The sequence below is a fragment of the Amycolatopsis deserti genome (assembly GCF_014653945.1).
In the GTDB taxonomy this organism is placed as follows: Bacteria; Actinomycetota; Actinomycetes; order Mycobacteriales; family Pseudonocardiaceae; genus Amycolatopsis_E; species Amycolatopsis_E deserti.
The window spans coordinates 80407-107269 of sequence record NZ_BNAU01000001.1 but is presented as its reverse complement, the minus strand read 5'-3'; the positions used below and the strand labels follow the sequence as shown (position 1 = coordinate 107269).

At 70.6% G+C, this 26863-nt stretch carries 23 protein-coding genes; 6 read left to right on the top strand and 17 right to left on the bottom strand.

All coding sequences use genetic code 11. The annotated features are described in order from the left end of the window. Positions 1-8 precede the first annotated feature (8 nt). Positions 9-1250 carry a calcium:cation antiporter family protein gene (locus IE290_RS00485; RefSeq protein ID WP_191242489.1) on the bottom strand — a complete coding sequence of 414 codons (1242 nt, stop codon included), beginning with the start codon at positions 1248-1250 and terminating at the stop codon, positions 9-11. Between the two features lie 286 nt (positions 1251-1536). Here IE290_RS00485 and IE290_RS00480 point away from each other — a divergent pair, with 286 nt between their 5' ends. Further along, the gene (locus tag IE290_RS00480; protein WP_191242488.1) at positions 1537-1908 is read left to right on the top strand and encodes an ArsR/SmtB family transcription factor; all 372 of its coding nucleotides are present in this window, start codon (positions 1537-1539) and stop codon (positions 1906-1908) included. A gap of 25 nt (positions 1909-1933) precedes the next feature. On the opposite strand, the gene IE290_RS00475 is transcribed toward IE290_RS00480, so the two are convergent. From IE290_RS00475 to IE290_RS00465, 3 genes are all read right to left on the bottom strand, one after another. Further along, positions 1934-3004: an ABC transporter ATP-binding protein gene (locus tag IE290_RS00475; protein ID WP_191242487.1), complete on the bottom strand. Its 1071-nt coding sequence runs from the start codon at positions 3002-3004 to the stop codon at positions 1934-1936. Continuing rightward, on the bottom strand, positions 3001-4494 hold the full coding sequence (locus tag IE290_RS00470; protein WP_229873983.1) for an ABC transporter permease: 1494 nt from the start codon (positions 4492-4494) through the stop codon (positions 3001-3003). Before IE290_RS00470 ends, IE290_RS00475 begins: the two co-directional genes overlap by 4 nt. A 74-nt stretch (positions 4495-4568) precedes the next feature. Next, the gene (locus IE290_RS00465; RefSeq protein WP_191242486.1) at positions 4569-5591 is read right to left on the bottom strand and encodes an iron ABC transporter substrate-binding protein; all 1023 of its coding nucleotides are present in this window, start codon (positions 5589-5591) and stop codon (positions 4569-4571) included. A gap of 231 nt (positions 5592-5822) precedes the next feature. On the opposite strand from IE290_RS00465, the gene IE290_RS00460 reads away from it, so the two are divergent. The 3 genes from IE290_RS00460 (at position 5823) to IE290_RS00450 (ending at position 9760) form a co-directional block, all read left to right on the top strand. Further along, entirely contained in the window at positions 5823-8345 is a 2523-nt protein-coding gene (locus IE290_RS00460) for an AMP-binding protein (protein WP_191242485.1), read from the top strand. A gap of 317 nt (positions 8346-8662) precedes the next feature. Continuing rightward, the gene (locus IE290_RS00455; protein ID WP_229873980.1) at positions 8663-8887 is read left to right on the top strand and encodes a hypothetical protein; all 225 of its coding nucleotides are present in this window, start codon (positions 8663-8665) and stop codon (positions 8885-8887) included. A gap of 465 nt (positions 8888-9352) precedes the next feature. Then, positions 9353-9760, top strand: coding sequence for an STAS domain-containing protein (locus IE290_RS00450; protein WP_191242484.1), 408 nt, complete (start codon positions 9353-9355; stop codon positions 9758-9760). An 83-nt stretch (positions 9761-9843) separates the two neighbouring features. On the opposite strand, the gene IE290_RS00445 is transcribed toward IE290_RS00450, so the two are convergent. From IE290_RS00445 to IE290_RS00420, 6 genes are all read right to left on the bottom strand, one after another. Continuing rightward, complete coding sequence (locus IE290_RS00445) at positions 9844-10488, bottom strand: transposase (protein ID WP_191242483.1); 645 nt, start codon at positions 10486-10488, stop codon at positions 9844-9846. Positions 10489-11184: 696 nt separating this feature from the next. After that, a complete protein-coding gene (locus tag IE290_RS00440; protein ID WP_191242482.1) occupies positions 11185-11988 on the bottom strand; it encodes an alpha/beta fold hydrolase in 804 nt (267 codons plus the stop codon). Further along, positions 11985-13256, bottom strand: a complete 1272-nt coding sequence (locus IE290_RS00435; protein WP_191242481.1) for an LLM class flavin-dependent oxidoreductase — start codon at positions 13254-13256, stop codon at positions 11985-11987. Before IE290_RS00435 ends, IE290_RS00440 begins: the two co-directional genes overlap by 4 nt. A 24-nt stretch (positions 13257-13280) precedes the next feature. Continuing rightward, entirely contained in the window at positions 13281-13886 is a 606-nt protein-coding gene (locus IE290_RS00430) for a flavin reductase family protein (RefSeq protein WP_229873978.1), read from the bottom strand. A gap of 25 nt (positions 13887-13911) precedes the next feature. Continuing rightward, positions 13912-14826 (bottom strand): catechol 2,3-dioxygenase, encoded by a 915-nt coding sequence (locus IE290_RS00425; RefSeq protein WP_191242480.1) that lies wholly within the window; start codon positions 14824-14826, stop codon positions 13912-13914. Between the two features lie 14 nt (positions 14827-14840). Then, a complete protein-coding gene (locus IE290_RS00420) occupies positions 14841-15221 on the bottom strand; it encodes a 2Fe-2S iron-sulfur cluster-binding protein (RefSeq protein ID WP_229873976.1) in 381 nt (126 codons plus the stop codon). 172 nt (positions 15222-15393) lie between these two features. Between IE290_RS00420 and IE290_RS00415 the strand changes: the two genes are divergently transcribed. Then, on the top strand, positions 15394-16224 hold the full coding sequence (locus IE290_RS00415; protein ID WP_191242479.1) for an alpha/beta fold hydrolase: 831 nt from the start codon (positions 15394-15396) through the stop codon (positions 16222-16224). Positions 16225-16274: 50 nt separating this feature from the next. Beyond that, complete coding sequence (locus IE290_RS00410) at positions 16275-17270, top strand: AraC family transcriptional regulator (protein WP_191242478.1); 996 nt, start codon at positions 16275-16277, stop codon at positions 17268-17270. Positions 17271-17401: 131 nt separating this feature from the next. On the opposite strand, the gene IE290_RS00405 is transcribed toward IE290_RS00410, so the two are convergent. From IE290_RS00405 to IE290_RS00375, 7 genes are all read right to left on the bottom strand, one after another. Then, positions 17402-17818, bottom strand: coding sequence for an ATP-binding protein (locus IE290_RS00405; protein WP_191242477.1), 417 nt, complete (start codon positions 17816-17818; stop codon positions 17402-17404). A 727-nt stretch (positions 17819-18545) separates the two neighbouring features. Further along, the gene (locus IE290_RS00400; RefSeq protein ID WP_191242476.1) at positions 18546-21272 is read right to left on the bottom strand and encodes an ATP-binding protein; all 2727 of its coding nucleotides are present in this window, start codon (positions 21270-21272) and stop codon (positions 18546-18548) included. A gap of 70 nt (positions 21273-21342) precedes the next feature. Beyond that, positions 21343-22539: a metal-dependent hydrolase family protein gene (locus IE290_RS00395; RefSeq protein ID WP_191242475.1), complete on the bottom strand. Its 1197-nt coding sequence runs from the start codon at positions 22537-22539 to the stop codon at positions 21343-21345. A gap of 546 nt (positions 22540-23085) precedes the next feature. Next, the gene (locus tag IE290_RS00390) at positions 23086-23568 is read right to left on the bottom strand and encodes a hypothetical protein (RefSeq protein ID WP_191242474.1); all 483 of its coding nucleotides are present in this window, start codon (positions 23566-23568) and stop codon (positions 23086-23088) included. After that, on the bottom strand, positions 23565-25895 hold the full coding sequence (locus IE290_RS00385) for a molybdopterin oxidoreductase family protein (protein WP_191242473.1): 2331 nt from the start codon (positions 25893-25895) through the stop codon (positions 23565-23567). The genes IE290_RS00390 and IE290_RS00385 overlap by 4 nt, the downstream gene beginning before the upstream one ends. Positions 25896-25950: 55 nt before the next feature. Next, positions 25951-26421, bottom strand: coding sequence for a MarR family winged helix-turn-helix transcriptional regulator (locus tag IE290_RS00380; RefSeq protein WP_229873975.1), 471 nt, complete (start codon positions 26419-26421; stop codon positions 25951-25953). Positions 26422-26467: 46 nt separating this feature from the next. Continuing rightward, on the bottom strand, positions 26468-26827 hold the full coding sequence (locus tag IE290_RS00375) for an STAS domain-containing protein (protein ID WP_191242472.1): 360 nt from the start codon (positions 26825-26827) through the stop codon (positions 26468-26470). Between the last annotated feature and the right edge of the window lie 36 nt (positions 26828-26863).

The window sequence follows — 26863 nt, the reverse complement described above, 5'->3', positions numbered from 1 at the left end:
CGCAGCCGTCATCGAGATGAGGTGAGCATCTGCTCGTGCTCGTCGCCGCGCGTGCGGTCGGGAGGGCGGCGGAAGGGAGCGGCGAGGGTGGGCAGGATGTGCCGGCGGTTGCGGACGAGCGCGGCCAGGGCGAGGACGGCGTAGATGCCGCACAGGACGTAGCGGGCGGTGTGGCCGGGCAGGGCGAACTGGGCGGCGAACAACGCGAGCAGGGTCCAGGCGGCCCAGCGCGGGAACCGCAGTGCCAGCAGTGCCGCGACGCCGAGCAGGGTCTGGGTGGCGGTGAGCAGGAACTCCTCGACCTGGCGGGCGTCCAGGTGCAGGGCCGCTCCCCCGCCACCGGCGAGGTAGGCCAGCGGCAGGCTGCCCACCAGCAGAGTCCACTGGTTGACCTTGCTGGAGATCAGGGTGCCGATCGCATCGGCGCCCTTGCCGCGCACCGCGAACAGGATCGCCACGATGAACTCGGGCGCTTCCGAGGCCAGCGGCGCCAGCCACTGCACGAGCAGGAACTGGTCGATGCCGAGCTGGGTTCCGGTGGCGATCAGGGCGTGGGCGAACGGTTCGGCACAGGCGACGATCACCACGGCGGCGAAGACGAACAACCCGACCACGAGGGTGCGGCGGCCCCGTTTCGGCAGTTGCGCGATGGTGGCGGCGGGGCCGACCAGATGCGGTTCACCGGCCTCGGCGCGGGAGACCTTCCACAGGTAGAACACGAAGAACCCGAGCAGCGCGAACCCGAGCAACAGCGGGATCTGCCCGGTGGCCGGGATCAGGAACGCCACCACCGACGCGATCGCCAGGAACCCCAGCTCGACCCGGTAGCCGGAGTCCAGCACCAGAGCACGCACGGTCTTGCCGCTGCGCCGCTTGGCCAGGGCCAGCGTGATGAGCACGACCACGGACCAGCCCAGACCGAGCAGCAGCCGGTTCGAACCGGTCATGTTCGCCGCGGCGTAGGCCACGTAATCCGGGTTGGACCCGGCGGTGTAGGCGAAATACAGGTCCACGGCGTACTCCGGCAGCACCGCGATCACGGCCAGGATCGCGATCGCCAGCCCACCGGAGATGTCGACCTGCGCGGCCTCGGCGGCCCAGGCGAGCACGAACGAGGCCGCGACCACCGCCATGCCGAACAGCAGCAGCGACACCACCGGCGCCGGCGCCAGCCCGGAGAACCGCAGCACCAGCGCGGGAACAGTGAGCGCCACGCACAACGCCAGCGGGCGCACCAACTTGCTCACCATCACGAGGTCCTCCCGATCGCAGCCGCGCTGACCGGGACGCGGAACGGGGTCTCGGCCAGTCGGCACCAGCAGCTGGCCGAAGGTCTCGCCCACCGCAGCGCGCTCCAGCGCTGGGCCCCGCCGCCGGAGACCAGGCGGGTCTCAGCGTGTCGACGTGCGGGCTTGCGGGCTACTCCCCTCCGGAACGCCTCCACCCTGCGCCCGGTTTCGTTGTTTTCGCAACCGTTTGAGTTGATCTCGGCGGGGCGTGACATCGGTTGGTGAATGCGGAAGACTCGAGATCGCCATGCCGAACTCTGCCCGCCGGGCCACCGTAGAAGCGGCCGCCACCAGCGCGGCGGCGGAGCCGTCGGGACCCCAGATCGCAGCCGCCGCGGCGACCTTCGCCCTGTTGTCCAGTCCGCCACGCCTGCACCTGGTGTGGTTGATCACACACGGCGCCTACGACGTGGGCACGCTCGCCGACCGGGCCGGCATCAGCATCGCGACCGCCAGCCAGCACCTGGCCAAACTACGCCTGGCCGGCGTCGTCACCGCCCACCGCGAGGGACGCCGTCACCTCTACACCGTCGACGACCCGCACATCGTCAAGCTGGTCGAGGAGATCTTCGACCACATCGCCCCGGACGGCACCCTCGCCCCGGACCCTCCGCACTGACCGGTACGGCGGACCGGTAGCGGTCTCACACCGTCGCTGTCTCAGCTGGAGAACCTGCGGCCTCCGACGGAAAAGCCAGGGCTTCGCCCTCGACGGCGGCGTGAACGGTGGTGCCCGGAGTGGGGAGCTCGTCGCCGGGAACACGGGCGGTCATCTTCGGCCCGTCCGGAAGCACGGTGAGGCGCACGGCGGCGTCGTGCCCGTAGTAGCTCACCTCATCGACCCGCGCCGGGACCCCGCCGGCCGGAACGCGGTGCAGCCGGATCTGCTCGGGCCGGACGAGCACCTGGGCTGAATGCCCGTCGTCACCCTCGCGGACGGGAAGCACACCGAGGGCGCACTCCGCCCGGCCGTCCCGGATCCGCGCGGGCAGGAGGACCGCGTCCCCGACGAACCGCGCGACCTCGACGTCGTGTGGCCGCGTGTAGACGCCGCGCGGGGTGTCGAGCTGGACGAGGCGGCCCTCGCGCATCACCGCCACCTGATCGGCCAGGGAGAGGGCCTCGGCCTGATCGTGGGTGACCAGCACGGCGGTGGCTCCGCTGGCCTGGAGGGCGGCGGCGACGGCGCGCCCGGTTCCCTCGCGCAGGCCGGCATCGAGCGAGGAGAACGGCTCGTCGAGCAGCACGACCGATGGTTCCGGGGCGAGCGCCCGGGCCAGGGCGACGCGTTGCTGCTGGCCGCCGGACAGTTCGTGGGGGTAGCGAGCGGCCAGCCCCCGGTCGAGGCCGACCAGGTCGAGCAGTTCGTGCAGCCGCCGGCCGGCCCGGCGGGCTCGGCGCGGGAGGCCGAAGGTGATGTTCGCGCCGACGGTCCGGTGCGGGAACAGGGCGCCTTCCTGGGGCACGTAGCCGACCCGGCGCCGCCGGGCCGGCACCGGGCGGCCCTGCCCGGCCACGATCCGGTCGCCGAAGGTGATGGTTCCGCGGTCCGGGTCGGCGAACCCCGCGATCAGGCGCAGGAGCGTGGTCTTGCCGCAGCCCGACGGGCCGAGAACCGCGGTGAGGCTGTGCTCCGGCACGTGCAGGTCGATGCCATCGAGCACCCGGGTGGACCCGAACGACTTGGCGATGCCGCTGAGGGTCAGTGAAGTCATGGGTGCGTGCTCCTCGAAGCGTCGCGGGTGAGCAGGAGCGCGGCCGGCGCCGACAGCAGCACCATGGCCGCGGCGTACGGGGCGGCGGCCCCGTAGGCGATGCTGTCGCTGTGGCTCCAGAACTGCGTGGCCAGGGTCTGGGTGCCGGTGGGGGCGAGCAACAGTGTCGCGGTCAACTCGGTGACCGTGGCGATGAACACCAGCGCGGCGCCCGCTCCCAGACCCGGCGCGATCAAGGGCAGGGTGACCCGCCGCAGTGTCGCGAGCCGGGACAGGCCGAGGCTGTGGGCCACGTCGTCCAGCACCGGCGGGGCCTGGGCGAGGGCGGCCCGCACGTTCACCACGGCACGGGGCAGGAACAGGATCACGTACCCGGCCACCAGCATCGCGGTCGTCTGGTAGAGCCCGGGCGCGGCGCGGATCCCGATCGTCACCAGGGCCAGCGCGACCACGATCCCGGGCAGCGCGTTGCCGAAGTAGGTGCTGCGCTCCACGATCGTGGACAACCAGCCGCGGTGGCGCACCGCCAGCCACCCGACGGGCACCGCCAGCACCACCGTGCTCACCGCGGCGATCGCCGACAGGCTCAGCGAACTCGCCGCCGCGGTCACCAGCGCACCGGGGTCGAAATCGGTGGAGGCGCCGGTCACCAGCCAGTACCCGAGTGAGCCCACGGGCACCGCGAGCGCGAGCGCGGCGAGCAGACCCAGACCGAGCAGCACCGGTGACGTCCACCACCCCAGCCGGACCCGGGGTACCGGCCTGGCCACGCCGGTGCCGATCCGGGCGTAGCGAGCCCGGCCCCGCAGCCGCAGCTCGGCGACGAGCAGCAGCAGGCAGCACAACACGAGCACCGTCGCGAGCATGTTGGCGGCCGGCCCGTTGTAGGAGGACTGGTACTGGTCGTAGATCGCGGTGGTGAACGTCGGAAACCGCAACATCTGCAGCGCCCCGAACTCGGCGAGCAGGTGCAGCGCGACGAGCAGGCAGCCGCCGAGCAGCGCGGGCTTGAGCTGGGGCAGCACCACTCGCCAGAACGTCCGCCAGGCACCGTGTCCCAGCGCGTAGGAGACCTCCTCCAGCGCCGGGTCGAGACCCCGCAGGGACGCCGCCACCGGCAGGTACACGAACGGGAAGTACGACAAGGTGACGATCAGCAACGCGCCGGTGTAGCCGGTGGCCTGGGGCAGCAGGGAAACCCAGCCGTAGCTGTTGACGAAGGCCGGGATCGCCAACGGCGCGACGAGCACGACGTGCCAGAACCGCCGGCCGGGCAGGGCCGACCGCTCGATCAGCCACGCGGCACCGGTGCCGATGGCCGCACAGAGCAGGACACACCCGCCGGTGAGGCGCACGGTGTTCCACAGCAGTTCCCCCGTGCGGGGACGCAACACCAGGCGCTGAACCTCCGTCCACCCGACACTGATCGTGTAGCCGGTGACGAACCCGAGCGGCAGCAACGCCAGAACGGCCACCACCACGGCTGCCACGAGCAGTCCGACCGGATAGGACGGGCGCCGCTTGGCCCGCCGAGGCGGCAGCGGCGTCGCGGTTGGCGCGCCGATCAGATCAGACCTGCCTTCTGCATGAGCTCGACGACCTTCGGGCCGTTCAGCTTGCTGACGTCGACGGCGGGCGGATCGAGCTCGGCCAGGGGCTTGAGACGGGGATTCGACGGTACCCCGCTCGCGATCGAGTATTCGAGCGCCTTGCTGTCGGCGAGGATCCGCTGACCGCCGGGCCCGGTCAGGTATCGCACGAACTGTTGTGCCTGCGCCTGGTTCTTGCCGGACTTGAGCACCCCGGCTCCGGACACGCTGACGAACCCGCCGGGATCCTTGCCGCCGAAGAACTTCAGCTCGGTGTTGGCGCTCCCGGCGCCGGACTCCGCCCGGTCCTTGTACCAGTAGTAGTGGTAGATGACCCCGGCCTGGATCTCCCCCGAGTTCACGGCGCGCAGGACCGGGATGTTGCCCTGGTAGATCTTGGCGTTGGCCTTGAGCCCGGCGAGCCACTGCGCGGTGGCGGCCTCACCCTTGAGCTCGAGCACCGCGCTCACGATCGCCTGGAAGTCCGCCCCGGCCGGGGCGATGCCGATCTTGCCCTGCCACTGCGGTTGCGCCAGGTCCAGCAGCGATCCGGGCAGCTGCGTGGGCGTGAGCGCCTGGGTGTTGTAGGCCAGCACAGTGGACCGCGCCGCGAAGCCCGTCCAGTTCCGGCTGGAGGGCACGAACTGCGCCGGCACCTGGGCCAGCGTCGCGTCGTCGACCTTCGCGAACAGGTTCTTGCTGTCGACCAGGCTCATGGCCGGCGAGTTCTCGGTGAGGAACACGTCGGCCGGGGAGGCGCCGCCTTCCTGGACGAGCTGGTTGGCCAGCTCGAAGTCCTTGCCGGAGCGGATGTTGACCTTGATGCCGGTCTCCTTGGTGAACCCGTCCACCAGGGCCTTGACGAGGTCGTCGTGCTGGGCGTTGTACAGCGTCACAACGCCCGCCGCGCCCGATCCGCCACTGGCCCCGCATGCTGTCGCCAGCAATGCGACCACGACGCCGAGCATGGTCGCCACGGCACGCCTCGACCTGCGCATGCATCCCTCATTCCCACTGCGGCCAAATTAGGCAAGCTATACCTTAGGTCACGCGGGCACGGATGGCGTAGTGAGGGCGAGCACGGCAGCGGTTCACACATTGACCGCCGTTCACGTTGCCGCCTCACGCGACACATCACACTTCAGTTTTCGAGTTTGATAAGCCTATGCTTCCCTGGCTCGCGCCCATGGCCGGCTCTCGATGATCAACGCTCCAAGGTGGACAGTGCGATGGACGGTCAGCTCCTCACCGGCGAGAGCTTGCGTTTCGTGCACAGCCTTCGATCCCACGGCGAGAAGATCGCCGTCGTCGCGCCGGACGGCTCGAGGCTGACCTATTTGGACCTGGCGGCGCGCGTTTCCGCGGCGGCCGCCCGGCTGGGACCCGTTCGCCGCCTTGTTCTCGTTGCCACCTCAGGCGACCTCGACACGCTCGTGACCTACCTCGCCGCTCTGCACGGGGGCCACCCGGTCCTGCTCGCCGACGGCGAGAACCAGCACCACCTCGACACCCTGATCGATCGCTACGACCCGGACGTCGTCGCCGGCCCGACCCCTCAGGGGTGGCGGTTGCGGGAACGGCGGTCCGGTGCGGCACACGTGCTCCACCCGGATCTCGCCCTGCTGCTGTCCACTTCGGGCTCCACCGGTTCCCCCAAGCTGGTCCGGCTCTCGTCGGCCAACCTGCAGTCCAATGCCGACGCCATCGCAAGCTACCTCGACATCCGCGACACCGACCGCGCCGTCCTGTCCCTGCCGATGCACTACTGCTACGGCCTTTCCGTCGTCAACAGCAACCTGACGCGAGGCGCGGCGATCCTGCTCAACCCGCATTCGGTGGCAGAGCCGGAGTTCTGGACGTTCTTCCGCCGGCACGAGGGCACGAGCCTGCACGGTGTGCCACACACCTTCGACTTGCTGGACCGGGTCGGGTTCGACCGGATGACCCTGCCGAGTCTGCGCTACGTCACCCAGGCCGGCGGGAAGCTGGCACCCGAGCGGGTCCGGGCCTACGCCGAGCTGGGCGAAGGGCGCGGCTGGCGATTCTTCGTCATGTACGGCCAGACCGAGGCGACCGCCCGGATGGCCTACCTGCCACCGGAATTCGCCACCTCGCATCCCGCGGCGATCGGGATCCCGGTCCCCGGCGGCTCGTTCGACCTCGCCCCCTCCGATCACCCCGACGAGGGCGAGCTGATCTACCACGGCCCCAACGTGATGCTGGGGTACGCCGAGAGCCCGGCCGACCTCGCGCTGGGCCGCACGACCACCGCACTGTCCACCGGAGACCTCGCCCGGCGGACGCCGGACGGGCTGTACGAGGTCATCGGCCGCCGCAGCAGGATCATCAAGCCGTACGGGCATCGGGTCGACCTCGACCGCGCCGAGGATCTGCTGCGGGACAAGGGATACCAGGCGGCGTGCGCCGGAACCGACGAGACGCTGATCGTCGCGGTCCTCGCGGGCCAGGACACCACCGCCGTCCGCGACCTGATGGCGGATCACCTCCGGCTTCCCGTCCACTGCCTGCAGGTGCGCGAGTTCGGCGAAATTCCCCGGCTCGGCAACGGCAAAGTCGACTACCCACAGCTGCTGAAAAGCCTCCACGCGGACCGGGCGGACTCGTCGGAGCGCACACCGCGGTCCGTGCGCGCGGTCTTCACCGCGGCGTTCCCCGGCACGCGGATCACCGATGGCGACACCTTCGTCGGCCTGGGCGGCGACTCCCTGACCTACATCCCGACCGCCCTCGCGCTCGAACGCGTGCTCGGCCACCTCCCGCCGGACTGGCCCACCACCTCCGTCGGCGCCCTGTCGGCCCGGCAGCCCCGGCGGCGCCGCCTCACCCCGATCGACACGGAGATCCTGCTGCGCGCGGTCTCGATCACCCTGGTCGTCGGAACCCACATCGGAGCCTTGCACCTCCGCGGCGGCGCCCACCTCCTGCTGGCCGTCGCCGGGTGGACCTTCGCCCGGTTCCTCCTGTCAGCGCCGGCCGGCGGAGCGCGGATCGCCCGCAGCGCGGCTCGCATCGCCGTCCCCGCGGTGCTGTGGCTGCTCTGGCGCACCCAGGCAAGCGACGACGTCCGGCTGTCCAATGTGCTGTTGATCAACAACTACGTGCGCGGCGGCGCCACCGGGTACTGGTTCATCGAAGTCCTCGTCCAGACCCTGCTCCTGCTCGCGCTCCTGTTCACGATCCCGGCGGTCCGACGGTTCGAGCAACGGCACCGGTTCGGCGCCGCGGCAGCGGTACTGGGTGTCGCCCTGCTGGCACGCCTGTTCGCCGACGACGCTCATGGCTTCCCCGAAAGCGCCTTCACCACCCACGGTGCGGCGTGGTTCTTCGCTCTCGGCTGGCTCGCGCAACGCGCGAGCACCTCGAGCCGCAAACTCACCGTCCTGGCGGTGATGACCTTGCTCGTCCCCGGCTACTTCGGCGAACCCGGGCGCAACCTCGTCGTGTACGGCGGGCTCGCACTGCTCATGTTCCTGCCCAGCATCCGCCTGCCCCGCCCGGCCGCCCGCGCCGCCGGTTTGCTTGCCGCCTCGTCCCTCTACATCTACCTCACGCACTACGCCGTCTTCCCGGCCCTCCTGCCGCACTTCGCGCCCCCCGCCGTACTCGCCGCGTGCCTCGGCGCAGGGATCGTCGCCTGGATTCTCGTGCAGCGAATGGCCGTCGCGTGCGCCCGGATCCTACCCGGCCGAGCCGCCCTCGTGAAACTGTCCAACCTGCACCTGGACCGGTGACGCCGGCAGTTGTCTCGTTGTGCGGGAGGACACAAAGATCGTTCCTCGCTTGCAGGTCGGATTGCTTCCGTTATGCCTGGCCGGATGCCTTGTACAGCCTTCAGCCTCCTGTTCGGACGGACGAGAGGGTTGTTTTTTCCCAATCTGCTTGCGAGACTTCGCGCCCATGAGTTACCAGCCGCACGGGGACTACGACGGCCGCCCACGATACGCACAACAAGCACTATCCGGAGGGACAGGAGTATCGCGATCGGGATCGCCGCGGTGAGCGCAGCGCTGACACGATTGCGAATATCATTCGAGTCGTTGTCGGGCTCGTGACGACGGTGTTCGCCCTGCACGTGCTGTTCGTCATCCTGGATGCCAACCACCACAACGGTTTCGTCCATGCCGTCTACGTTCTCGCGAAAACTCTGGTGCTGGGCCTGGGAGACGTGTTCACGCCCGACGACGCTCTGATCGGGGTGATCATGAACTACGGTCTCGCCGCCCTGGTGTACGCGGTCGTCGGCCACTTGATCATCCGCGCACTGCGCCGGTGACCCTGCTGACCCTGGGGCGGGCCGGCACTGCTGAGCAGGCCCCGCGATCCACGCTCACGACATCGTGCGGATGCGCAGCACGAGCCGATGTCGGCAAGCCCCAGTCCCCGGGCGGGGAGTCTCGGGACCCCGCGCGGCCAGGGTGAGCCTGGTCCGCCGTGGGCAGTGCTTGGCGGCGCTGTAACGGACCGGTCTGCCGGCCCGATCCAAGGTCACAGGCTGTTCCCTGTGCTCATCGGAGGGAACGGATCAGACTCACCACTGCGCACCTCCCCCTCGGCGCGGTGGCGAGAGCGGCTTCCGGTGCGAGCGCCCCCCAATCGCACCGGAAGCCGCGCTTCCGGAACGGAGCGGGCAGCCGTTCTGGCGCGGCTTCTCGGCCCCAACACGCATCCGTTCGGGCGGACTGGGTCCGAATCGCCCCGATGCGTCTACGATGCACCGGCGAGGAGCGTTGCGCACGGTGTGGTGCTGGCGACCGAGGGCGAGGTGAGCATGTCTGACAGCGACGTGAGCGCTGCGCCCGGGGAGCCGGCGCTGACGATCGAGGAATCCCGAGCATCCGGGCTCATCATGCTGGGAATCGCCGGTGAGATCGACGTCGCCACCGTGCCGGCACTCACCGCTCACCTGCGGCGGGCCCTGCGGCTGGGCCGCGAGGCGGTGGTGCTCGACCTGTCAGGGGTGCGGTTCTTCGGCGCCGCGGGCTTGACCGCCCTGCTCGAAGCCCGTCGGGAAGGCGATGTTCGGGGCGTGCGTGTGGGCGTGGTGCCAAGCCGTGCCGTGCGCGGGGTCCTTGACTTGTTCGGACTTGGCGATGTCGTCGATGCCTGCTCGACGGTGCAAGCTGCACTCATGCTTAACGGATGGTGAGGCCAGCTTCTTACCGCCGGATTGTTGTTGCCAACTGGAGGGCAGCGGCCCCTGCCCGGTCTGCCGCTGGTGCCGCCTCGACGTCACACCCGGTGGGCTGTCGACCACGATTCATGAACTCGTCGATGGGAACGGGCGGCCACTGGTGGTGTTGCTGACGGTGAGGCAGGCCGGGGATTCACCGATGTTCCTGCCCCCGATGCACCGTCTGTCCGTGCCCCGTGTGACCGGAGGACCAGCGCGGACACGGCCGATTCGGGTCCGCGGTGACACAGCGTATTCCTCGCGCGCGAAACCCCGTGAGCGGCCCAGCGCATGGTCAGGCGGCTCGCTCCCGGGTTTCGTGTCATTCGACGAAGCCCGGGAGCGTGGCGGGTGATGTTGGTGGCGTGCTGATGCGCTCGAGCGATGGTGGAATCCACCGAGATGCCCCAGTTGATCTCGCCCGCTGCGTCCGCCGCCGCGAGCAACCGCTGCAGAACCACATCCCAGGTGCCCTCACCGGCCAGCCGGCGGTGCCAGGTCCAGATTGTCTGCCACGGCCCGAACACCGGCGGCACATCCAGCCACGCGATCCCGCACCGATACCGGACGATGATGCCCTCGACCATCGCCCGCGCGTCCGCAAACGGCCTGCCCGGCTTACCAGTCCGCACCGGCAGCGAGTCCTCGATCAACGCCCACTGCTCATCCGACAGCAACCGAAACCGCGACACAACCAGCAGCATCCCAGCCGCCAAGCACAACATTTGTCAGACACGCCCTGATCCTGTGTGTCGCATTCGGGATGCGGATCCGCTGCCACTCGGAAACGAATTCGCAGGTCGGAAGCGGCGATCGGCACCTGGAGCAGGGCGAGCACCTTCGCTATGCATACCGGAGCCCGGCGCGCGTCTCGTAGACGGCGCTGTACCGGCATTTCGCCGGCCGCCGCGAGGCCTTGGAGCGTGGCGGTCGAGGGATTCCGGACACTGAAGGCGGATCTGCCGCAGGGGCCGGATCTTACTGCGTCGGCGGCCGACCCTGCGGAGCTCGCTGTGATCTACGTCGACCAGCGTTTGCCCTGACGCCGTGACTGCCGACGGTTCGTCTTTGCGCACGCGGGTGCAGCCATGACCCCGCTGGTCAAGAGTGCTGTGCCCGGTGGGTGTTGTTCTATTCCGACCAGGGGCGTTTCGTTCGGTGCATGTGGGTCGCGCGGATCGGACAACCGCCGCGGCGTCGCGTGCGCGGTCAGCTGACCCGATGCTTGGCGACCGTCCTGCCGACGGATCCTCTGCGTGTCCGTCGACGGATACCCTCACCGGCTAGGTGCTCCATCAGGTGCCGAACGCCGGTTCCTCATGCCCGGGGGCGCACAGAGCACAGTCGTCGCGGACCATGCTCCGTGCGCTTCAGCGGCCCCGCTCAGAGCGCCGGTTGGGTCAATGCAGGAATCCGTTGACTAGCGCGAAGGTGGCGTCGGTGGCTTCGACTTGGGGGATGTGCCCCGCGCCGGGCACGATCGCGACCTTGCTTCCGGTGATCCGGGCGGCGAATTCGTCGGCGTAGACGGCCGGGACGAGCTTGTCGTGCTCGCCCCAGACGATCTGGGTGGGCACGCTGATCCGGTGCAGGCGCCGTTCCAGGCCCTTGTCGGGAATGGGCCAGACGAACTTGCCGGTGCAGCCCAGCGCCCAGACCAGACCCGCGCCCACGGCGATCGCGTCCTCGGGGTCTTCCGGCGGCGTCAGCATCGCCTTCGCCGCCTCCCCTCCGGGGTCGGCGAACAGCAGTTCCGGGAGCGCGGCAGGCGGGGCGGCGATCCAGTTCGCGACCGGGTGCTCGTCGCGCCAGAGCCCGATCGGGTCGAGCAGGACCAGCCGCGAGAACCGGTCGGGGTAGGCGGCGGCCAGTTCAGCCGCGAGCATTCCGCCGAAGGACTGCCCGATGAGGACAGGGGTGCCGATTTCCAGTTTGCGGATCGCCTCTTCGTAGATGAGCACGACTTGCCACAGGTCGTCGATCTTGTGGACGGCGTAGGGGTCGGCGGGCGAGGTGCCGGGGAATTCGGGGGCGTAGATGGTGAAGTCCTGGGCGAGGCGGTCCAGGAACGGGTCCCATGCCAGCCCCGCGGCCGGGTGCAGGTAGACCAGGCCGGGGCCTTGGCCGGCGACTTTGACGCGCAGCTTGATCTCGCCGTCCCAGACGTCGACGGTCTTCTCGGTGAGGTCGAGGGTGCTGGTCATGCGAGGGCTCCTGTCAGGCGGGCGGAATCGGCCAGCGGCGTGCCGCCGAGTCGTTCGGGCCACCAGTGGTGCTGGTAGCGCTCGTCGGTCCACAGTTGCTGCAGGCGCGGCATGACCGCGCTGGCGAACAGGTCGATGTTGTCCTTGGCCAGTTCGTGTGGCATGGAGCCGAACTGCAGCATCGCGTGCAGGTTGCCGATGCGGTACTCGCGGGCATAGGCGAGCAACTGCTCGGCGACGGTGTCCGGCGAGCCGCAGATCACCGAGCCGGCGTCGACCAGCTCGGCGAAACTCGCGGTGCGCATCTTGCCGTAGATGCCGAAGTCGCCCGGGTCGCGCATGATCGCTTCCACCCCGCGGATGTCGATGCCGCCGGGCAGCGCGAGGCGCTCCATGGGGATGGAACCGATGCCCTTGCGGAAGAAGTACTCGGCGTGCTTGGCGTAACGGGCTTCGGCCTTCGCGTCGGTGTCGGCGACGCAGATCGTCTGCATGAAGCCGAGCCGGTACGGGTTGGCGTCCTTGCCGAGCCGGTCGGCGATTTCCCAGAACCGGTCGAAGATCCGCCGGCCGGTGACCTTCAGGCCGAACCAGCCGAAGTAGTTGAAGCCGAATTCCCGCTCGAGCGTCATCTGCATGGTGCGCGGGTTGCCGATCCCGGTGATCCACACCGGCGGGTGCGGCGCCTGCTGCAGCGGCCGCGGCCAGATGTTGACTCCCGGATACTGCCCGAATTTGCCGTTCCACGGGAAAGCGCCGCCGCGGTGGGTCCACGCTTTCAGCACCAGCTCGAGGTTTTCGTCGAACCGCTGCCGGGTCTGCGCCGGTGGCACGCCGTTGTTGAGGTTGGCGTCGTAGGCGAGGCCGACGGGAAACCCGCTGACCAGGCGGCCGTTCGACAGGCAGTCGATCATGGCCAGTTCCTCGGCGGCGCGCAGCGGTTCCCGGCTCTTGCCCAGCGATCGGCCGACCGGGTAGATCGCGGTGTCGATGTTCTCGACTTCCGTGGCGTAGGCGAGAGCGGATTCGATGATGTCCGGGTTGGGTGCCATGTCGTAGGAACTCTGGCCGTGCTCGGTGACCGCCAGCCCGTCGAATCCCGCGCGGGCGGCGTGCATCAGCTCGTCCATCGCCTCGCGGAACGCCGCGGCGACGTGCTGCGGCTCGGTGACTTCGTGATACGGAGTGGTGATGACGGATTCGAACCGTTGCTCGAAGTCGTCGGCCAGATGGCGGTAGGGAACCTGCTGGAAGTACGTGACTTTCACGGTGTTCTCCAGTTCTTTCGAAAATCAGATGTCGAGCGGCTCGCCGCTGTTTCCCGCGTCGGACAAGGCATGCAGCTCATGCACCCGGCCGACCCACACGCCGGCCGCGGTGCCGTCGAAGTTCACAGTTCGCGGCAACTGCAGCAGTTTGAGGCCGGAGCGGCGGAACTCGCCGCGATGGAAGATCAGCGGTTCCAGCCGGCGCGCGTCGTGGCATTCGACCCGGCCGAGCACCAGCACGTGGTCGCCTCCGTCGTAGGTGCGCCACGGCCGGCATTGCAGCCATGCCGCGACGCCGGTCAGCCGCGGCGGGCCGGATTCGGGTTCGTGCCAGGAAATCGGGCCGTTCCGCGGTTTTCCGGCGAAGTGCAGGGCGACGTCGAGCTGGTTGGCGGCGAGGACATTGACGGTGAACTCGTTGTCCGCCAGGCCTGCGCACGCCCGGGCCTGGCGCGCCACGGACACGAGCACCAAGGGCGGATCCATCGACACCGACGTGAACGAGTTCATGGTCGCGCCTCGAGGTTGACCGTCGGCGTCGCGGTAGGTGACGACAGTGACTCCGGTGGAAAACTCGCCGAGAACCGTCCGGAGCCGACGGGTTTTGTCCGGAGCGCGCATGGTGGTCATGTCGTTTCTCCCGTCCGGTCGCCGGTCACGTGACAACGTTGAGGAAGTCGGGGTCGAGTTCGCGATGGGTGTAGTTGATCCCCCTCGCGGCGTTGTCCATCGTCCAAGTGATCGTGCGGAAGTCCGGGCCGGTGCGGTAGCCGCCGGCGAAAACCTCGTTTCGGTTGCCCGACGGGTCGAAGAAGTAGATCGTTTCGCCGCGGGTGATGCCGTGCCGGGCCGGGCCGAAATCCACAGGCACGTCGTGCATCGAGAACAGGTCACCGGCGCGCAGCAGGGTGCTCCAGTCGTCGACGTGGTACGCGAAGTGGTGCAGTTTTCCCTGCTCCCCCTTGACGAACGCGATGTCGTGGGGTTGTTCGCCGCAGAACATCCACGATCCGACCAGCTGGTCGTCGTCCGGGCCGGCGACCAGCCGTTCCGCGGCCCGGAACCCGAGCACCTCGGAAAAGAACCGCTCCAGCAAAGCCGGGTCTTCGGTCGTGATCAGCGTGTGGTCCAGCCGCGGCACGCCGATGCCGCGCAATCCCGAACGCGGCCAGGGGTCGGGATTCCAGTTCCCGGTCGCGTTGCCGAGGTACTCGACGTCGCTGTACAGCTCCAGGGTGTGGTCCGAGGGCAAGGTCAGGCGCAGCCCGTCGCCGACGCCCTCGTTGTCCCCCTTGCTCATTCGTTCCACCCGGACGCCGAACGACGCCGCCCGGCGTTCGAATTCGTCGAGGTCGCTGGATTTCTCGACCTTGTAGCCCAGTTTGACCAGGCCGACACCGCCTTCCTCGAGCACGACCGAATGGTGGTCGTGCTCGTCCCAGGACTTGAGGTAGAGCCGCCCGTCCTGTTCGGCGACCTGGTCCATGCCGAGGGTCTCGCGGTAGTGCTCGGCCGAGCCCGCCAAGTCGGTGACTCGCACGTGGACGTACCCGAGTCTGATCACACCCATATTCGCTCCCGGTTTCAGCTGGCGGGCCGGAAAGTTCCAAAGACCCGCGTCAAGGTGTCCTTTTCGGACAGTCGGATGACCACCTCACCAGCGGGCTGTGCCCGGCAGGGTAGGCATTTGCCCGCGGCGCGCTCTTCCGCGCTCAGTACGGACTCGGCGATCGGGACGGGATAGCGGACCTGCCCCTCGACCAGATCGGCCTTGCACGCCCGGCAGCCGCCTCGCCGGCAGCAGTAACGCGTCCGGTACCCGGCCCGGCGGACCGCATCGACGATCGTTTCTCCGTTGCGGACGGTGAGCCGCACGTCGGCGGGAAGGATCCGCACCGCGCCGGAAACCTCAGGTTGGTCGTTCATCGGCACCGCCGCCTCGTCGTCGAGTCGATTCGTTCGCACTGTCCGACGGACTGTAAGCGGGTGCCCAGGCCGGATTCGATCCGTTGCGCGCGAGGCCCATCCGGTTCGCGCAAGCATTTGTGTCGAACAGCACGCGACCCGTTGCCCGGCGGTTCGCGTGCGTGTCAGATTCGCAGCAAGCGACCGCTGGTGAAGCGACGAGGGAGTTGCGATGACAGGAGAATCACCCGAGCTCGGCCTGACGATCGACGTCCGCGGCGTCGCGACGAACTACCACGACCAGGGATCCGGCGATCCGGTGCTGCTGATCCACGGCTCCGGCCCCGGTGTCTCCGCGTGGGCGAACTGGCGGCTAGTCCTTCCCGAACTCGCGAAGCGGCACCGCGTGCTCGCCCCGGACGTCCTCGGCTTCGGCTATACCGAACGACCCGAAGCGGCCGTCTACGACGCCGAGAGCTGGCTGGATCACCTGGTCGGCTTCCTCGACGCGCTCGGTCTCGACCGGGTGTCGGTGGTCGGCAACAGCTTCGGCGGCTCGCTGGCGCTGCGGCTGGCCACCCGGTATCCGGACCGCGTGCACCGGCTCGTGCTGATGGGCAGCGTCGGCGTGCACTTTCCGATCACCCCGGGACTGGAGGCGGTCTGGGGCTTCGAGCCGTCCGTGGAGAACATGCGGCGCCTGCTCGACGTGTTCGCCCACGACCCGCGGTTCGCCACCGACGAACTCGCCGAACTGCGCTACCGCGCCGCGACCCGCCCCGGCGTGCACGAAGCGTACGCGGCCATGTTCCCGCCGCCGCGGCAGGACAAGGTGGCGGCCATGGCCGTCCCGGAGGACGCCATCGCCGCGCTCCCGCACGAAACGCTCCTCGTGCACGGCCGGGACGACCAGGTCATCCCGCTCTCCACCAGCCATCGGCTGCTGGACCTGATCCCGAACAGCCAGCTGCACGTGTTCGCGCGCTGCGGGCACTGGGTCCAAATCGAACACGCCGCCGCCTTCGCCGCGCTTGCGGACGCCTTCCTCTCCGGGGCACTCTGAACCACGCCCCGTCACCACGTGGACAACGACGACTGCGTCAGGTGATCACCATGACTGCGACACCGAACCGACCGCTGCCCGGCACTTCGCCGAGGTGGTCGACCGACGTCGTGCGCACCGCGGACCGGGAAGAGGCCCAGCAGGAGATCTCGCAGGTGTTCAGCCCGCACACCCTCCAGGTCGTCGGCCCGGGCCAGGACCTCGACGTCGCGCTCCGGGCGCGCCGCACCGACTCGATCACCGTCGCCGACATCCGGCACGGCACCGAGGTCGTCGTCCGCCCCGGCCGGCTGCGCTCCTACTACGAGATCAACGTCCCGCTCCGCGGCCACACCCGGTCGCAGTGCGGACCCGACGAAATCGAGTCCAGCTCCGGGCGGGCGGCGGTACTCACCCCCACGGAGGAATCGAGCATGCAATGGAGCGCCGACTGCGCCCAGCTCGCGGTCAAGGTCAGCCGGCACGTGGTCGAGCGCACCGTCGAAGCGGCGCTCGGCGTCCCGCCCGACGAGGCGGTGCACTTCGCCGTCGGATTCGATCTCACCGGCTCCCCCGGCCGCAACTGGCTTCGGGCGGTGCTGCTCCTGCGCGACGCCGTCGACTCCGGCGCCCCCGACCTCGTCCTGCGCCCGCTGGAAGAGCTGGTCGTCGGCCAGCTGCTCACCGCCCAGCCCAACAACTTCTCCGACCGCCTGCTCCACGACGCCGCCCGCCCAGCCCGGCCCCGCATGCTGTCGCGGGTGATCGACGTGATCGACGCCGACCCGGCCGCCGCCCACACCGTCTCCGACCTTGCCCGGGTCGCCGGAACCAGCGTCCGGTCCCTCCAGGCGGCCTTCTCTGAACACCTCGGGCTCACCCCGATGGAGTACCTCCGCCGGGTTCGGCTCTCTCGCGCGCACCAAGACCTGCAAAAGGCAGTCCCCGGCGACGGCCTCTCGGTCGCCGACATCGCCTTCCGGTGGGGATTCGGGCACGTGCCCCGCTTCGCGGCGGCCTACCGGGAACGCTACGGACAACTGCCGTCCCAGACCCTGCGCACCTGATCCGGGCAGCGGCAACGACGACCGCAAGGGGCGAAAAAGACAAGACGTGCGAACCGCCAAAATGGGCAGCGACGGCTCACCACGAGCCGGCGACGCTGATCGCGTGGCTCCCGAGGCTGCCGAGTATCAGGTCAGGGGCAGGGCTCCCAGGGGTAGCTGGTGCAGTCGATCGTCGCCCACACCGTCTTGCCTCCGCCTGGGCGGGGCCGGCTGCCCCAGTCGCCGGTCAGCTTGTCCATGATCGCCAGCCCACGCCCACCCGGCGCCCGCGGATCAGCCTCCCGCACGACGGCGGGTTGCACGGTGCTGCCGTCGTCCACCTCGATCACGATCCGGCAGGGCTCCCGGTCCCGCCGGAGCCGCAGCTGGTGAGCGCCGCCGGCGTGCTCGTAGGCATTGGTCAGCAACTCGGTAGCGATCAACTGCACCGCGACCAGGTGATCCTCCCCCAGGTCGGACAACGCTCTCGCCGCCCACTGCCGCACCGCCACCAGCGGCGGCACAGGGCCGGGTTCGAGGTCCAACGTCAGCGGTGGCTCAACAGTCATAGGCACGTCGTCATCCCAACTCCGCCCTGTCTGCTCAAGGCGGCCGTTCGCGACTACCCTGCTGGCCAACCGCCGAAACCGCAACTCAACGCCAGGCAGCGCAGGGCGTGCGCAAGATCTCGCACATCAGGTGCCAGGCGGTAGCGCGTGCCGCAGGTCGTGAAAGACCGGCAGCGTGTCGGCGAGACCGCTCAGTTCGAGAACCCGCCGAGGTGTGCCCGTCGCGACAACCCGCAGACGCGAACCGGACCCGCATCGCAGGTTCGCGCCGATCGCTGAGCGGGCACGCGAGGTGCGTGAGTTGCGGCTGGCGAACCAGATCCTGAAGGCAGCCTCGGTGCTCACCGGCGCGCCGAGGCAGCGGCCACTGCCGCCGACGTCGTAGAGGGTGATCGGACCGATCCGATCGCCGAGTCCTGCAACAGGCGGTGCAACCGAGTTCCGCCGGCCCGACGAGGACAAGCGAATTACAGGTCCAGGACGAGTCGGTCGCTGTGAGCGCGGCTGCAGGATTTCCCCAGGTGTCGGGGCGAACCGTTCGACGTGCAGCCACCCGGCCGGGACCGGGACCACTGGATCGGCGAACCGCGCGAGGACCACGTCGACAGCGCCTTCATGCTGCACGCCAACCCCGTTCCTGGGGTGGAACGCACGTGCTGGAGCACATCACCTGCAGGGTGACGCCGTCCTCGCCCGACCTACCGCTCGACCTGGACGCTTCATCCGGCTAGCGTTTCGTGGCCGCCCAGGCGGCGATCTGGGCTCGGTTGGTGAATCCGAGCTTGGTGAGGATGTGCTGGACGTGGCTTTCCGCGGTGCGCTCGGAAATGTGGAGGAGGGCGGCGATCTGCTTGTTCGTCAGGCCGTCGGCGAGATGTGCGGCGACTTCGCGCTCACGGGGCGTGAGCGGGCCCGGTGTGTCGCCGCGCAGTGAGGCCGCCAGCGCGTCCGCATCGCGCCGCAACGGGGACATCCCGAGCCGGGCCGCCGCCGACGACGCGGACATGGCGAGGGCTTGGGCTTCGTCGGCGTCGCCGGGCCGGCGACGGCGCGCGAGGGCGTCGGCCAGCTGGAAGCGTGCCAGCGCGGCGAATGGCGGCGTGCCCGCCTCGTCGTTGGCCGCCACGGCGAGGCGGAGTTCGCGGACCGCGTCGTCGAGCTGTCCCGTGGCCGCGGCGGCGAGCCCGAGGTACCTGCGGACCGAGCCGGTCACCAGGATCGTGCCCGCACCGCCGGTGACGAACAGGCCGGCGTGCGGACGCAGGATCGCCGCGGCCTTCGCAACCGACGCCGGGGGGCCGAACTCCGCGCCCAGCTCGATGGCGACGGCGGCCGCGGGCAGCGTCGCGGGCACCGGCACCGGGTCGGCACACGGAACGGCGGCGTAGAGCTCGCGTGCCCGTTCCCGTTCCCCGGCCAGCAGCAGGTAGGAGGCCTGGATGTGCACGGTGAACCGGGGCGCGCTGCGGGTGAACACCTCCAGCATGGGCCGTGTCACCAGATCCGTGCGCCCGGTGAGCGCCTCGATGGCGGCCAGCACGGTGTAGGGCACACCCTCCAGCGAGACCTGTGCCCGACCCGCGACGATCGCGATGCTCTGCCTGGTCACCTCGATCGCCTCGGCGAACCGGCCCCGGGCCACGGCGAGCGCGCCGGTGCTGCGCAGCGCGTGCCAGCGCGCGACCGGACGGTTGAGGCGTTCGGCCAGTGCCCGGATCGGCGGGAGTTCGCCTTCGGCTTCGTCGAGACGGCCGAGCATCAGCAGCGCGTCGAACCGCCACAACCGGCCCCACAGCATGGCGTCCGGGTCGTCGTCTTCCTCGCCGAGCGCGAGCATGCGCTGCGCGAGGTCGTACCGCTCGTGGACACCGTCGGGCGAGGATCGGACCATCTGGCGGGCGCGCAACGCCGAACGCAGAACCTCGCGATCGCCCAGCCGTTCCGCGATCGCCAGCGCCTCGGCGGATTCTCTCTCGGCGTCGTCGCCGCCGAGGAATCCCGCCTCCCCGGCACGCAGCGCGAGCAGTCGCGCCCGCAGCGGATCGTCCCCGGGTGGCGTCGCCGCGAGCACCTCGCCGGCGATCTTCGCGCCGCTGAAGGTCCCCCACGGGTCGGACAAACCTTCGATGGCGAGCGCCACCTCGCCCAGCGCGGCCGTGTCACCGGTTTCCCGTGCCGCGTCGGCGGCGGCCGCCAGAGCCTGGGAACCGTGCTTGATATCGCCGCCGCGCAGGTGCGCGATCCCTTCCTGGCGTCGCAGGCGCGCCCGGTCGGCCGCGGATGCGGGCGCGGCGTCGAGGGCGCGCCGGTAGAGGTCCACCGCGCGCTCCCACGCGAGCTGGGACATTGCCTGGTCGGCGGCCCGCTCCGCCCAGTCAGCGGCCCGCACCGGATCGCCGACGGGCAGCGATTCCAGCCAGTGGTGGGCGATCTCCGACACCCGGGTGCCGTCGCGCCGCTCCAGCCACGCCGCCATCCGGGCGTGCGCGGTGAGCCGCGCCGCGGTGGGCAGGCTCAGCCGCGCGGACTCGCGGATCAGGTCGTGCCCGAACCGGCCCGCCGTCATGACGCCGGCGTTCGTGGCCTCGTCGAGGTCGGTGAGGATGTCGCCGACCGGCCGGCCGAGCACGTCGGCCAGTGCGGCCGGGTCGATTTGGCTGCCGAGCACCGCCGCGGTCGCGACGAGCTCGCGGCACGGCTCGCTCAGCCGGGCCAGCCGCGCGCGGACCGTGTCGACCACCCCGTCGGGCAACGTGCTCCCGGCGGTGTCCACCAGCCGGGCCAGTTCGGCCACGAAGAAGGGGTTGCCACCCGACCGGCGGCTGACCAGCGCCGCGATCTCGGCCGTGACCGGCCTGTCGCGCACCTGGGCGAGCTGCTCGGCGACCTCGGGCTCGGTCAGGCCGACCAGCCGGATCCTGCTCAGGACCGGTTCACGTGCCAGCGCCGAGAGTGCCGCGGTCAACGCGGTGCGGCCGGTCGTCTCGGTGTCGCGGTAGGTCGCCACGATCATCAGCGGCACCCGCTCGAGAGCGCGAGCCAGGTGCACGAGCAACGCCAGTGACGCCGCATCGGCCCACTGCAGGTCGTCCAGCACCGCCAGCAGGCCACGCGGCGCGGCGACCTCCCGCAGGTCGTCGCTGAAGGCCTCGAACGCGGCGAACCGCACCTCCGCGGACCCGTCCGTGCCGCCGATCGGGAACCGGCGGTGAAGCGAACGGGTCAGCTGCTGGAAGATCCAGTACGGGGGGCTCCCCTCGTCCTCGCTGGCGCGCCCCCAGCCGACCGGCACGCCCGCCTCGTCGGCGAGCCGCCGGGCCAGACTGGTCTTGCCGATGCCCGGCTCGCCGGTCACGAGCACGAGCCGGCCGTGCCCGGCCCGTGCTTCGGTCAGGCGGGCGCGCAGAAAGGTCAACTCCTCGCCGCGGCCGACGAAGCCCTCCCCGAGCTGCATAACCGGCAACGATACGGGCCGGCGGCCGGATCAGCGCAAGACCGGATCAGCGCAAGACCTGGTCAGAAGCTCACACGACCCACCTGCCACGTGCGCACACAGCACGCACCCGGCGCAGCGCGGCAGGGTCGGCGAGCGGGTCGCCGTCGACGACCAGCAGGTCGGCGTCGTAGCCCGGCGCGATCCGGCCCTTGCGGTGGGCCAGACCGCAGACTCCCGCCGCGACCGAGGTGATCGCACGCAGCGACTCGGCGGCCGACAGACCGACCTGGCGCAGCATCGGCGGCGCCCACGACAGCACCCCGTGCGGCTTCACCGGCCCGATCCCGGCGTCGGTGCCCGCGACGAACCGCGCACCCAGATGGTGCAGACGCCGGTGGTTTTCGATGATGCCCGGCAGACGCTGGGCAACCTGGGCGGGCGCGGCCACGCCCTCGACCGGCACCATCCCGACCGTCGCGCCGACGGCCACCCCCTGATCGACGATCGCGCGCAGCAAGTCGTCGCGGTGATCGATGCCCTCGGCGGACCAGAACGTCACGTGCTCCATGCCGTCCACTCCCGCGGCGAGGGCGTCCGCGATCGCGGGCGTGCCGTGCGCGTGGGCCGTCACCGGCAGCCCGTGCCGGTGCGCCTCGTCAACCGCCGCCCGCAGCACCTCCCGATCGAACTGCGCGCACTCCTGGCGCGTGCCCGGCGTCATCGTCCCGCCACTGGCCATGATCTTGATGACGTCGACGCCGCGCTCGGCGTGCCGGCGCACCGCCGCCCGCACCCCGGCCGCGCTCGCCTCAGCGACGCCGCCGAGGAAATGGCAATGCCCGCTGGGGCTGGTGATCGGCGGCCCCGCGGCGACCAGCGTCGGCTGGTCCGCCCGATCCCGCAGCAGCAGCGACAGGTAGTTCCGGTCGCCCAGGTCCCGGACGGTCGTCACCCCCGCGCGCAGCGACGCGCGCCCGGCCTCGGCCATCGCGGCCAGTGCCGCCTCGTCGTCCCGCGCGGCCAACCGCGCGACCGGATCGAGGCTCGCGTCGAACGCCAGGTGAACGTGCGTGTCGACCAGCCCCGGCAGCAGCGTCGCGCCCGCCAGGTCCACGACATCGGCCCCCGCCGGCGCCGTCCCGCCGAACTCCACCCCCACGATCGCGGCGCCGTCGAGCACCACCATCGGATTCGCCACCAGCGCCGAACCCACACCGTCGAACAACCACGCCGCCCGGATCGCCGTGAGCCTGCGCCGCTCGGTCACCACAACCTGTTTCGTCATGCCGGTCACGATGACCCGCACCTGCCACGACCGCGTCCGTGCAAGTACGCACACCCGGTACGGAGCGCTCCGCCGTGCGCCGGACCGGCCGCCGACGGCCACGACAACGTCCAGCTGACGACGATGGGTACCGCGGATGCGTAGTAGTACGGACGCGGCCGGTCCCGGCCGCGGGGCACCCTCCCCGGCATGATCGGGAGGGTGGACGAATGACCGGGGTCTCGAGCCACAGGCCGAGGGCGGTGCCGGGTTCACCGCCGGCGAGCTCGACGAGCTGGTGCCGCCGCGGAAGGCCTCGACGCTGACGGTGCGGGCGTCGAGCGCCATCGACGGCTGGGCCGAGCACGCCGGGCGGCCCTTGCCGCCGGCGACATCGGTGCGGCCTGCCAGGGGCAGTGACGTCCGGGGGGGGCCGTAGGTCGCGTCCGCGAACACCCGCTGGTCCTCGTCACCCACCGGCCCGCCAGTCCGCGATCATGGTCCATCGCCCAACGCCGAACCCCGGCTGCGCCCGTCCTGCCAGAGGTCGGCCGGGTCGCTGGAGTGTCAGCCGGCCAGTACCTGCGGCGCGAGCTGCTTGAGCATCGCGTTGGTCCACTTCAGCTGGCGCAGCGTGTGGGGGTGGCAGCGGCTCGCCAGGGACAGCAGCTCGTCGTCCTTGACGGCCTGCGCTCCCTGCGCCAGCAGTTCCCAGTCCAGCGACACCCCGGCGCACGCGCGGTGCAACCGGCGCAGGTCGGCCAGCAACAGCACACCCGGCTCGGGACGGGAGCTGAGCAACTCGCTCACGGCGGTGCGCACGGGCGCGAGCGGGCCCGACCGCTCGGCGACGTCGGCGTCCAGGTCCAGGTCGTAGGCGCGGCCGGCGTCGGCGAGTGCCCGGACGTGGTCACGGGACCAGCCGGCCAGGTCGCGGGCGACGTGGTGGATCTCGGGTTCGGCGTGGTGCCGGTCGGACACCTTGAGCAGGTCACGCGCCAGCGCTTTCTCGGAGCGGTGCAGTTCGCGCAGGGCGAGGGCGATCTTCACCGGTCCCCCTTCGCGCGGCTGATCGCGGCGGCCGCGGTCTTGAACAGCGGCTGCTTGGACACCGGGTCCCAGTCGGTGACGGTGAGCTCGTTGGCCGCCCGGTGCCCGTCGCGTCCGGACGGGTCGCCGGTGTCCCAGTACCCGTAGTGGAACGGCAGGAAGAGCACACCGTCGCGGATGCCGCCGATCCGCACCCGGGCATGGACCGCGCCCCGCGGAGTCGTGATCTCGGCGAGGTCCCCTTCGGACAGATCGTGGGCCTTCGCGTCCTGTTCGGACATCTCGACCCACACCTCGGGAGCCGCGTCGCGCAGCTCGGGCACGCGGCCGGTCTTGGTGCGGGTGTGGAACTGGTAGATCGTCCGCCCGGTGATCAACGCGAACGGGTGCTCGGCGGACGGCTTCTCGTGCGGCGGCAGGTACTCCGCCGCCTTGAGCATGGCCTTGCCGTCCGGGTTGAACGCCCGGTACTCGCTCTCATCGGCGGGGGCGCCGGTGACCAGGTCGCGCCCGTAGTCCTCGCAGTAGCCGGCCTCGGCGAAGAACTTCCCGTCGGCGTAGAGCCGTTCGGTGCCGTCGGGGTGCTCGGCGTCGCACGGCCATTGGATCGCGCGCTCACGCAGCTTGCCGTAGCTGAGCCCGGTGTAGTCGCAGGGCCGGCCGGCGCTGGCCCGCTTCCACGCCTCGAACGCCGACTCCGCGTCGTGCCACGGCGGGAACGGCTGCCCGTCGCGGTCGCGGAAGTCCATGCGCCGGGCGTAGTCGAGGAAGACCTCGAGGTCCGGCCGCGCCTGCCCGGGCGGGTCGACGGCCTTCTCCGACAGGTGCACGGTGCGGTCGGCGTTGGTGAACACGCCCGTCTTCTCGCCCCACATCGCCGCGGGCAGCACCACATCGGCCAGCGCCGCGGTCTCCGTGAGGAACGCGTCCTGGACCACGAGGAACAACCGGTCCTGGGACAGGATGGAGCGGATGCGCGCGAGGTCGGGCAGGGAGACCGCGGGGTTGGTGGCCGACACCCACAGCAGGCGCAGGCTGCCGTTTTCGGCGTAGCGGAAGATCTGCATCGCGTGGGTGGGCGGGGCGTAGTGCGGGATCTGCTTCACCTCGAGGTTCCACAGGTTCGCCAGTTCCGCCACGTGCGCGTCGTTGGCCCAGTTGCGGAACCCGGTGAGGTCGCCGTCGGCGCCGCACTCGCGGGTGTTCTCGGCCGTGGGCTGCCCGTTCATCTGCAGGACCCCGCACCCGGGACGGCCGAGCATGCCGCGGACGAGGTTGACGTTGTTCACCTGCACGGCCGCGGCGGTGGCCTGGTGGGACTGGTAGAAGCCCTGCAGCACGGTGGACAGCAGCCGCTGCGCCCCGCCCAGCAGAGCGGCGGCCTCGCGGATGCGCGCGGCGGGGACGCGACAGATCTCGGCCGCGCGTTCGGGCGGGTAGTCCGCGACGAGCGCGGCGAGCTGGTCGAAGCCCACGGTGCACCGGTCGACGTAGTCGTGGTCGACCCAGTCGCGGGCGATGATCTCGTGCAGCAACGCGTTCATCAGGGCGACGTTGGTGCCCGGCAACGGCGCCAGGTGCACCGTGGCCGCGCGGGCGACCGGGGTGTCCCGCGGGTCGACGCACACCAGCGACGGCGGGTTGGGCCCGGCGAGCCGGTCGAGCATGCGGGTCCACAGCACGCTCTGCGTCTCGGCGACGTTGTGGCCGTAGAGGGCGATGACGTCGGCGTGGTCGACGTCGGTGTAGGAGCCGGGCTGGCCGTCGCAGCCGAAGGTTTCCTTGAGCGCGGCGGCGGCGGTGGCGGTGCACAGCCGGGTGTTGCCGTCGAGGTGGTTGGTGCCGATCGCGCCGTGGGCGATGGCGGCGAGGGTGTAGTACTCCTCGCAGAAGAGCTGGCCGCTGGTGTAGAAGCCGATCGAGCTGGGGCCGTGCTCGTCCAGCAGGGCGCGGCTGCGGTCGGTGACCAGCTTCATCGCCTCGTCCCAGCTCGCCTCGACGAGCCGGCCGTCGCGGCGGACCAGCGGCGTGGTGAGCCGGTCCGGCGAGGCGTTGGCCTGCCAGCCGTAGAGGTCCTTGGGATCGACGCGACCGTGGTTGACCCGGTCCCCGGCGCGCCCGCGGACGCCGACGAGGCGCCCGTCCTTGACGGCCAGTTCGAGGCCGTCACCGTTGGAGTGCAGGACCGCCGCCGTCGGGACCCACCGGTCGACGTCGTCCTCGGTCAGGCCGTCGGCGAGGTGGGAGTCCACCCGCACGGGCCAGGACTGTCCCGGTCCGTAGGGCGTGCGGGCACCCCACGGATCGGCGATCGCGTCTCGTCGCACCGCAGGCGGTTACCCCCGCCGCCCCGCGGGGAAACACTTCGTTTGCACAGCGCAATCAGCCGCGGTCGGCGTTGTCCCCGGAATGGAGGACGGCCTCGGCCGCGTCGGCGAAGGCGCCGAACACCAGCGCCAGCCGCTCGCGCGCCCGGGGCTCCATGCGGTCGAGCACCTCGCTCAGAACGGACCTGCGGTCGTGGTCGACGCGGTCGACCAGCCGGCGGCCGCGCGCCGTCGGCGCGAGCAGGGTTTCCCGCTTGTTCAGCGGGTTCGGGGCCCGGTGCAGCAGCTTCGACGCCTCGAGGCGGTCACACGCGCGGGTCACCGACGACGGGTTCATGCCGAGTTCGGCGGCCACCCGGCCCATCGTGACCGGGGTGCGCTCGGCGATCACGCGCAGTGCCCGGAACTGCGTGAGGGTCAGCCCCGCGGTCCCCCGCTCGACGGTCGTGTCGGCGATGCCGACCATCGACCGCAGAACGGCGAGGGCGGTCTCGGTCTCCGTCACCGCCGCGTTCGTTTGCGTCACGCAACCAGCGTACGGGCCGGGTCGGCCACTGTCCCCGCAAACCGCGTCACCGATCCGCGAGCGCCTGTGCCAGCGTCGCCGTCACCGACACCTCCCGCGTCACCCCGGCCAGCGTCAGCGGCCGGAGGCTGGCACCACCGGGCGCCACGACGCGCACCTGCGTGGCCTCGCCCGCCGCACGGCGGGCCCGCACCAGTTCGGAAACCGCCCGGATGCCGAGGAACTCGACTCCGCTGAGATCGACGACCAGTAGCGCGGGCCGGTCCGCGAGGGCTCGTGCGAGGAAGCGCCGCAACCACGGCACGGCCGCCAGGTCCACCTCGCCGGCGACCCGGACCACCACCGCGCCCGCACGGCGCAGCGCCTCGATCTCGAAACCGGAGACGCTCTCCGGACCCGACGCCACCGCTGCCACCTCCGGTCTCGCCCGGTGATCGCCCAC

Excerpts from the sequence above, each read along its gene's own strand:
- IE290_RS00485 (WP_191242489.1), bottom strand. The coding sequence starts at position 1,250 with ATGGTGAGCAAGTTGGTGCGCCCGCTGGCGTTGTGCGTGGCGCTCACT.
- IE290_RS00480 (WP_191242488.1), top strand. The coding sequence starts at position 1,537 with ATGCCGAACTCTGCCCGCCGGGCCACCGTAGAAGCGGCCGCCACCAGC.
- IE290_RS00475 (WP_191242487.1), bottom strand. The coding sequence starts at position 3,004 with ATGACTTCACTGACCCTCAGCGGCATCGCCAAGTCGTTCGGGTCCACC.
- IE290_RS00465 (WP_191242486.1), bottom strand. The coding sequence starts at position 5,591 with ATGCGCAGGTCGAGGCGTGCCGTGGCGACCATGCTCGGCGTCGTGGTC.
- IE290_RS00460 (WP_191242485.1), top strand. The coding sequence starts at position 5,823 with ATGGACGGTCAGCTCCTCACCGGCGAGAGCTTGCGTTTCGTGCACAGC.
- IE290_RS00445 (WP_191242483.1), bottom strand. The coding sequence starts at position 10,488 with ATGCTGCTGGTTGTGTCGCGGTTTCGGTTGCTGTCGGATGAGCAGTGG.
- IE290_RS00440 (WP_191242482.1), bottom strand. The coding sequence starts at position 11,988 with ATGACCAGCACCCTCGACCTCACCGAGAAGACCGTCGACGTCTGGGAC.
- IE290_RS00430 (WP_229873978.1), bottom strand. The coding sequence starts at position 13,886 with ATGACCACCATGCGCGCTCCGGACAAAACCCGTCGGCTCCGGACGGTT.
- IE290_RS00425 (WP_191242480.1), bottom strand. The coding sequence starts at position 14,826 with ATGGGTGTGATCAGACTCGGGTACGTCCACGTGCGAGTCACCGACTTG.
- IE290_RS00415 (WP_191242479.1), top strand. The coding sequence starts at position 15,394 with ATGACAGGAGAATCACCCGAGCTCGGCCTGACGATCGACGTCCGCGGC.
- IE290_RS00410 (WP_191242478.1), top strand. The coding sequence starts at position 16,275 with ATGACTGCGACACCGAACCGACCGCTGCCCGGCACTTCGCCGAGGTGG.
- IE290_RS00405 (WP_191242477.1), bottom strand. The coding sequence starts at position 17,818 with ATGACTGTTGAGCCACCGCTGACGTTGGACCTCGAACCCGGCCCTGTG.
- IE290_RS00400 (WP_191242476.1), bottom strand. The coding sequence starts at position 21,272 with ATGCAGCTCGGGGAGGGCTTCGTCGGCCGCGGCGAGGAGTTGACCTTT.
- IE290_RS00395 (WP_191242475.1), bottom strand. The coding sequence starts at position 22,539 with ATGACGAAACAGGTTGTGGTGACCGAGCGGCGCAGGCTCACGGCGATC.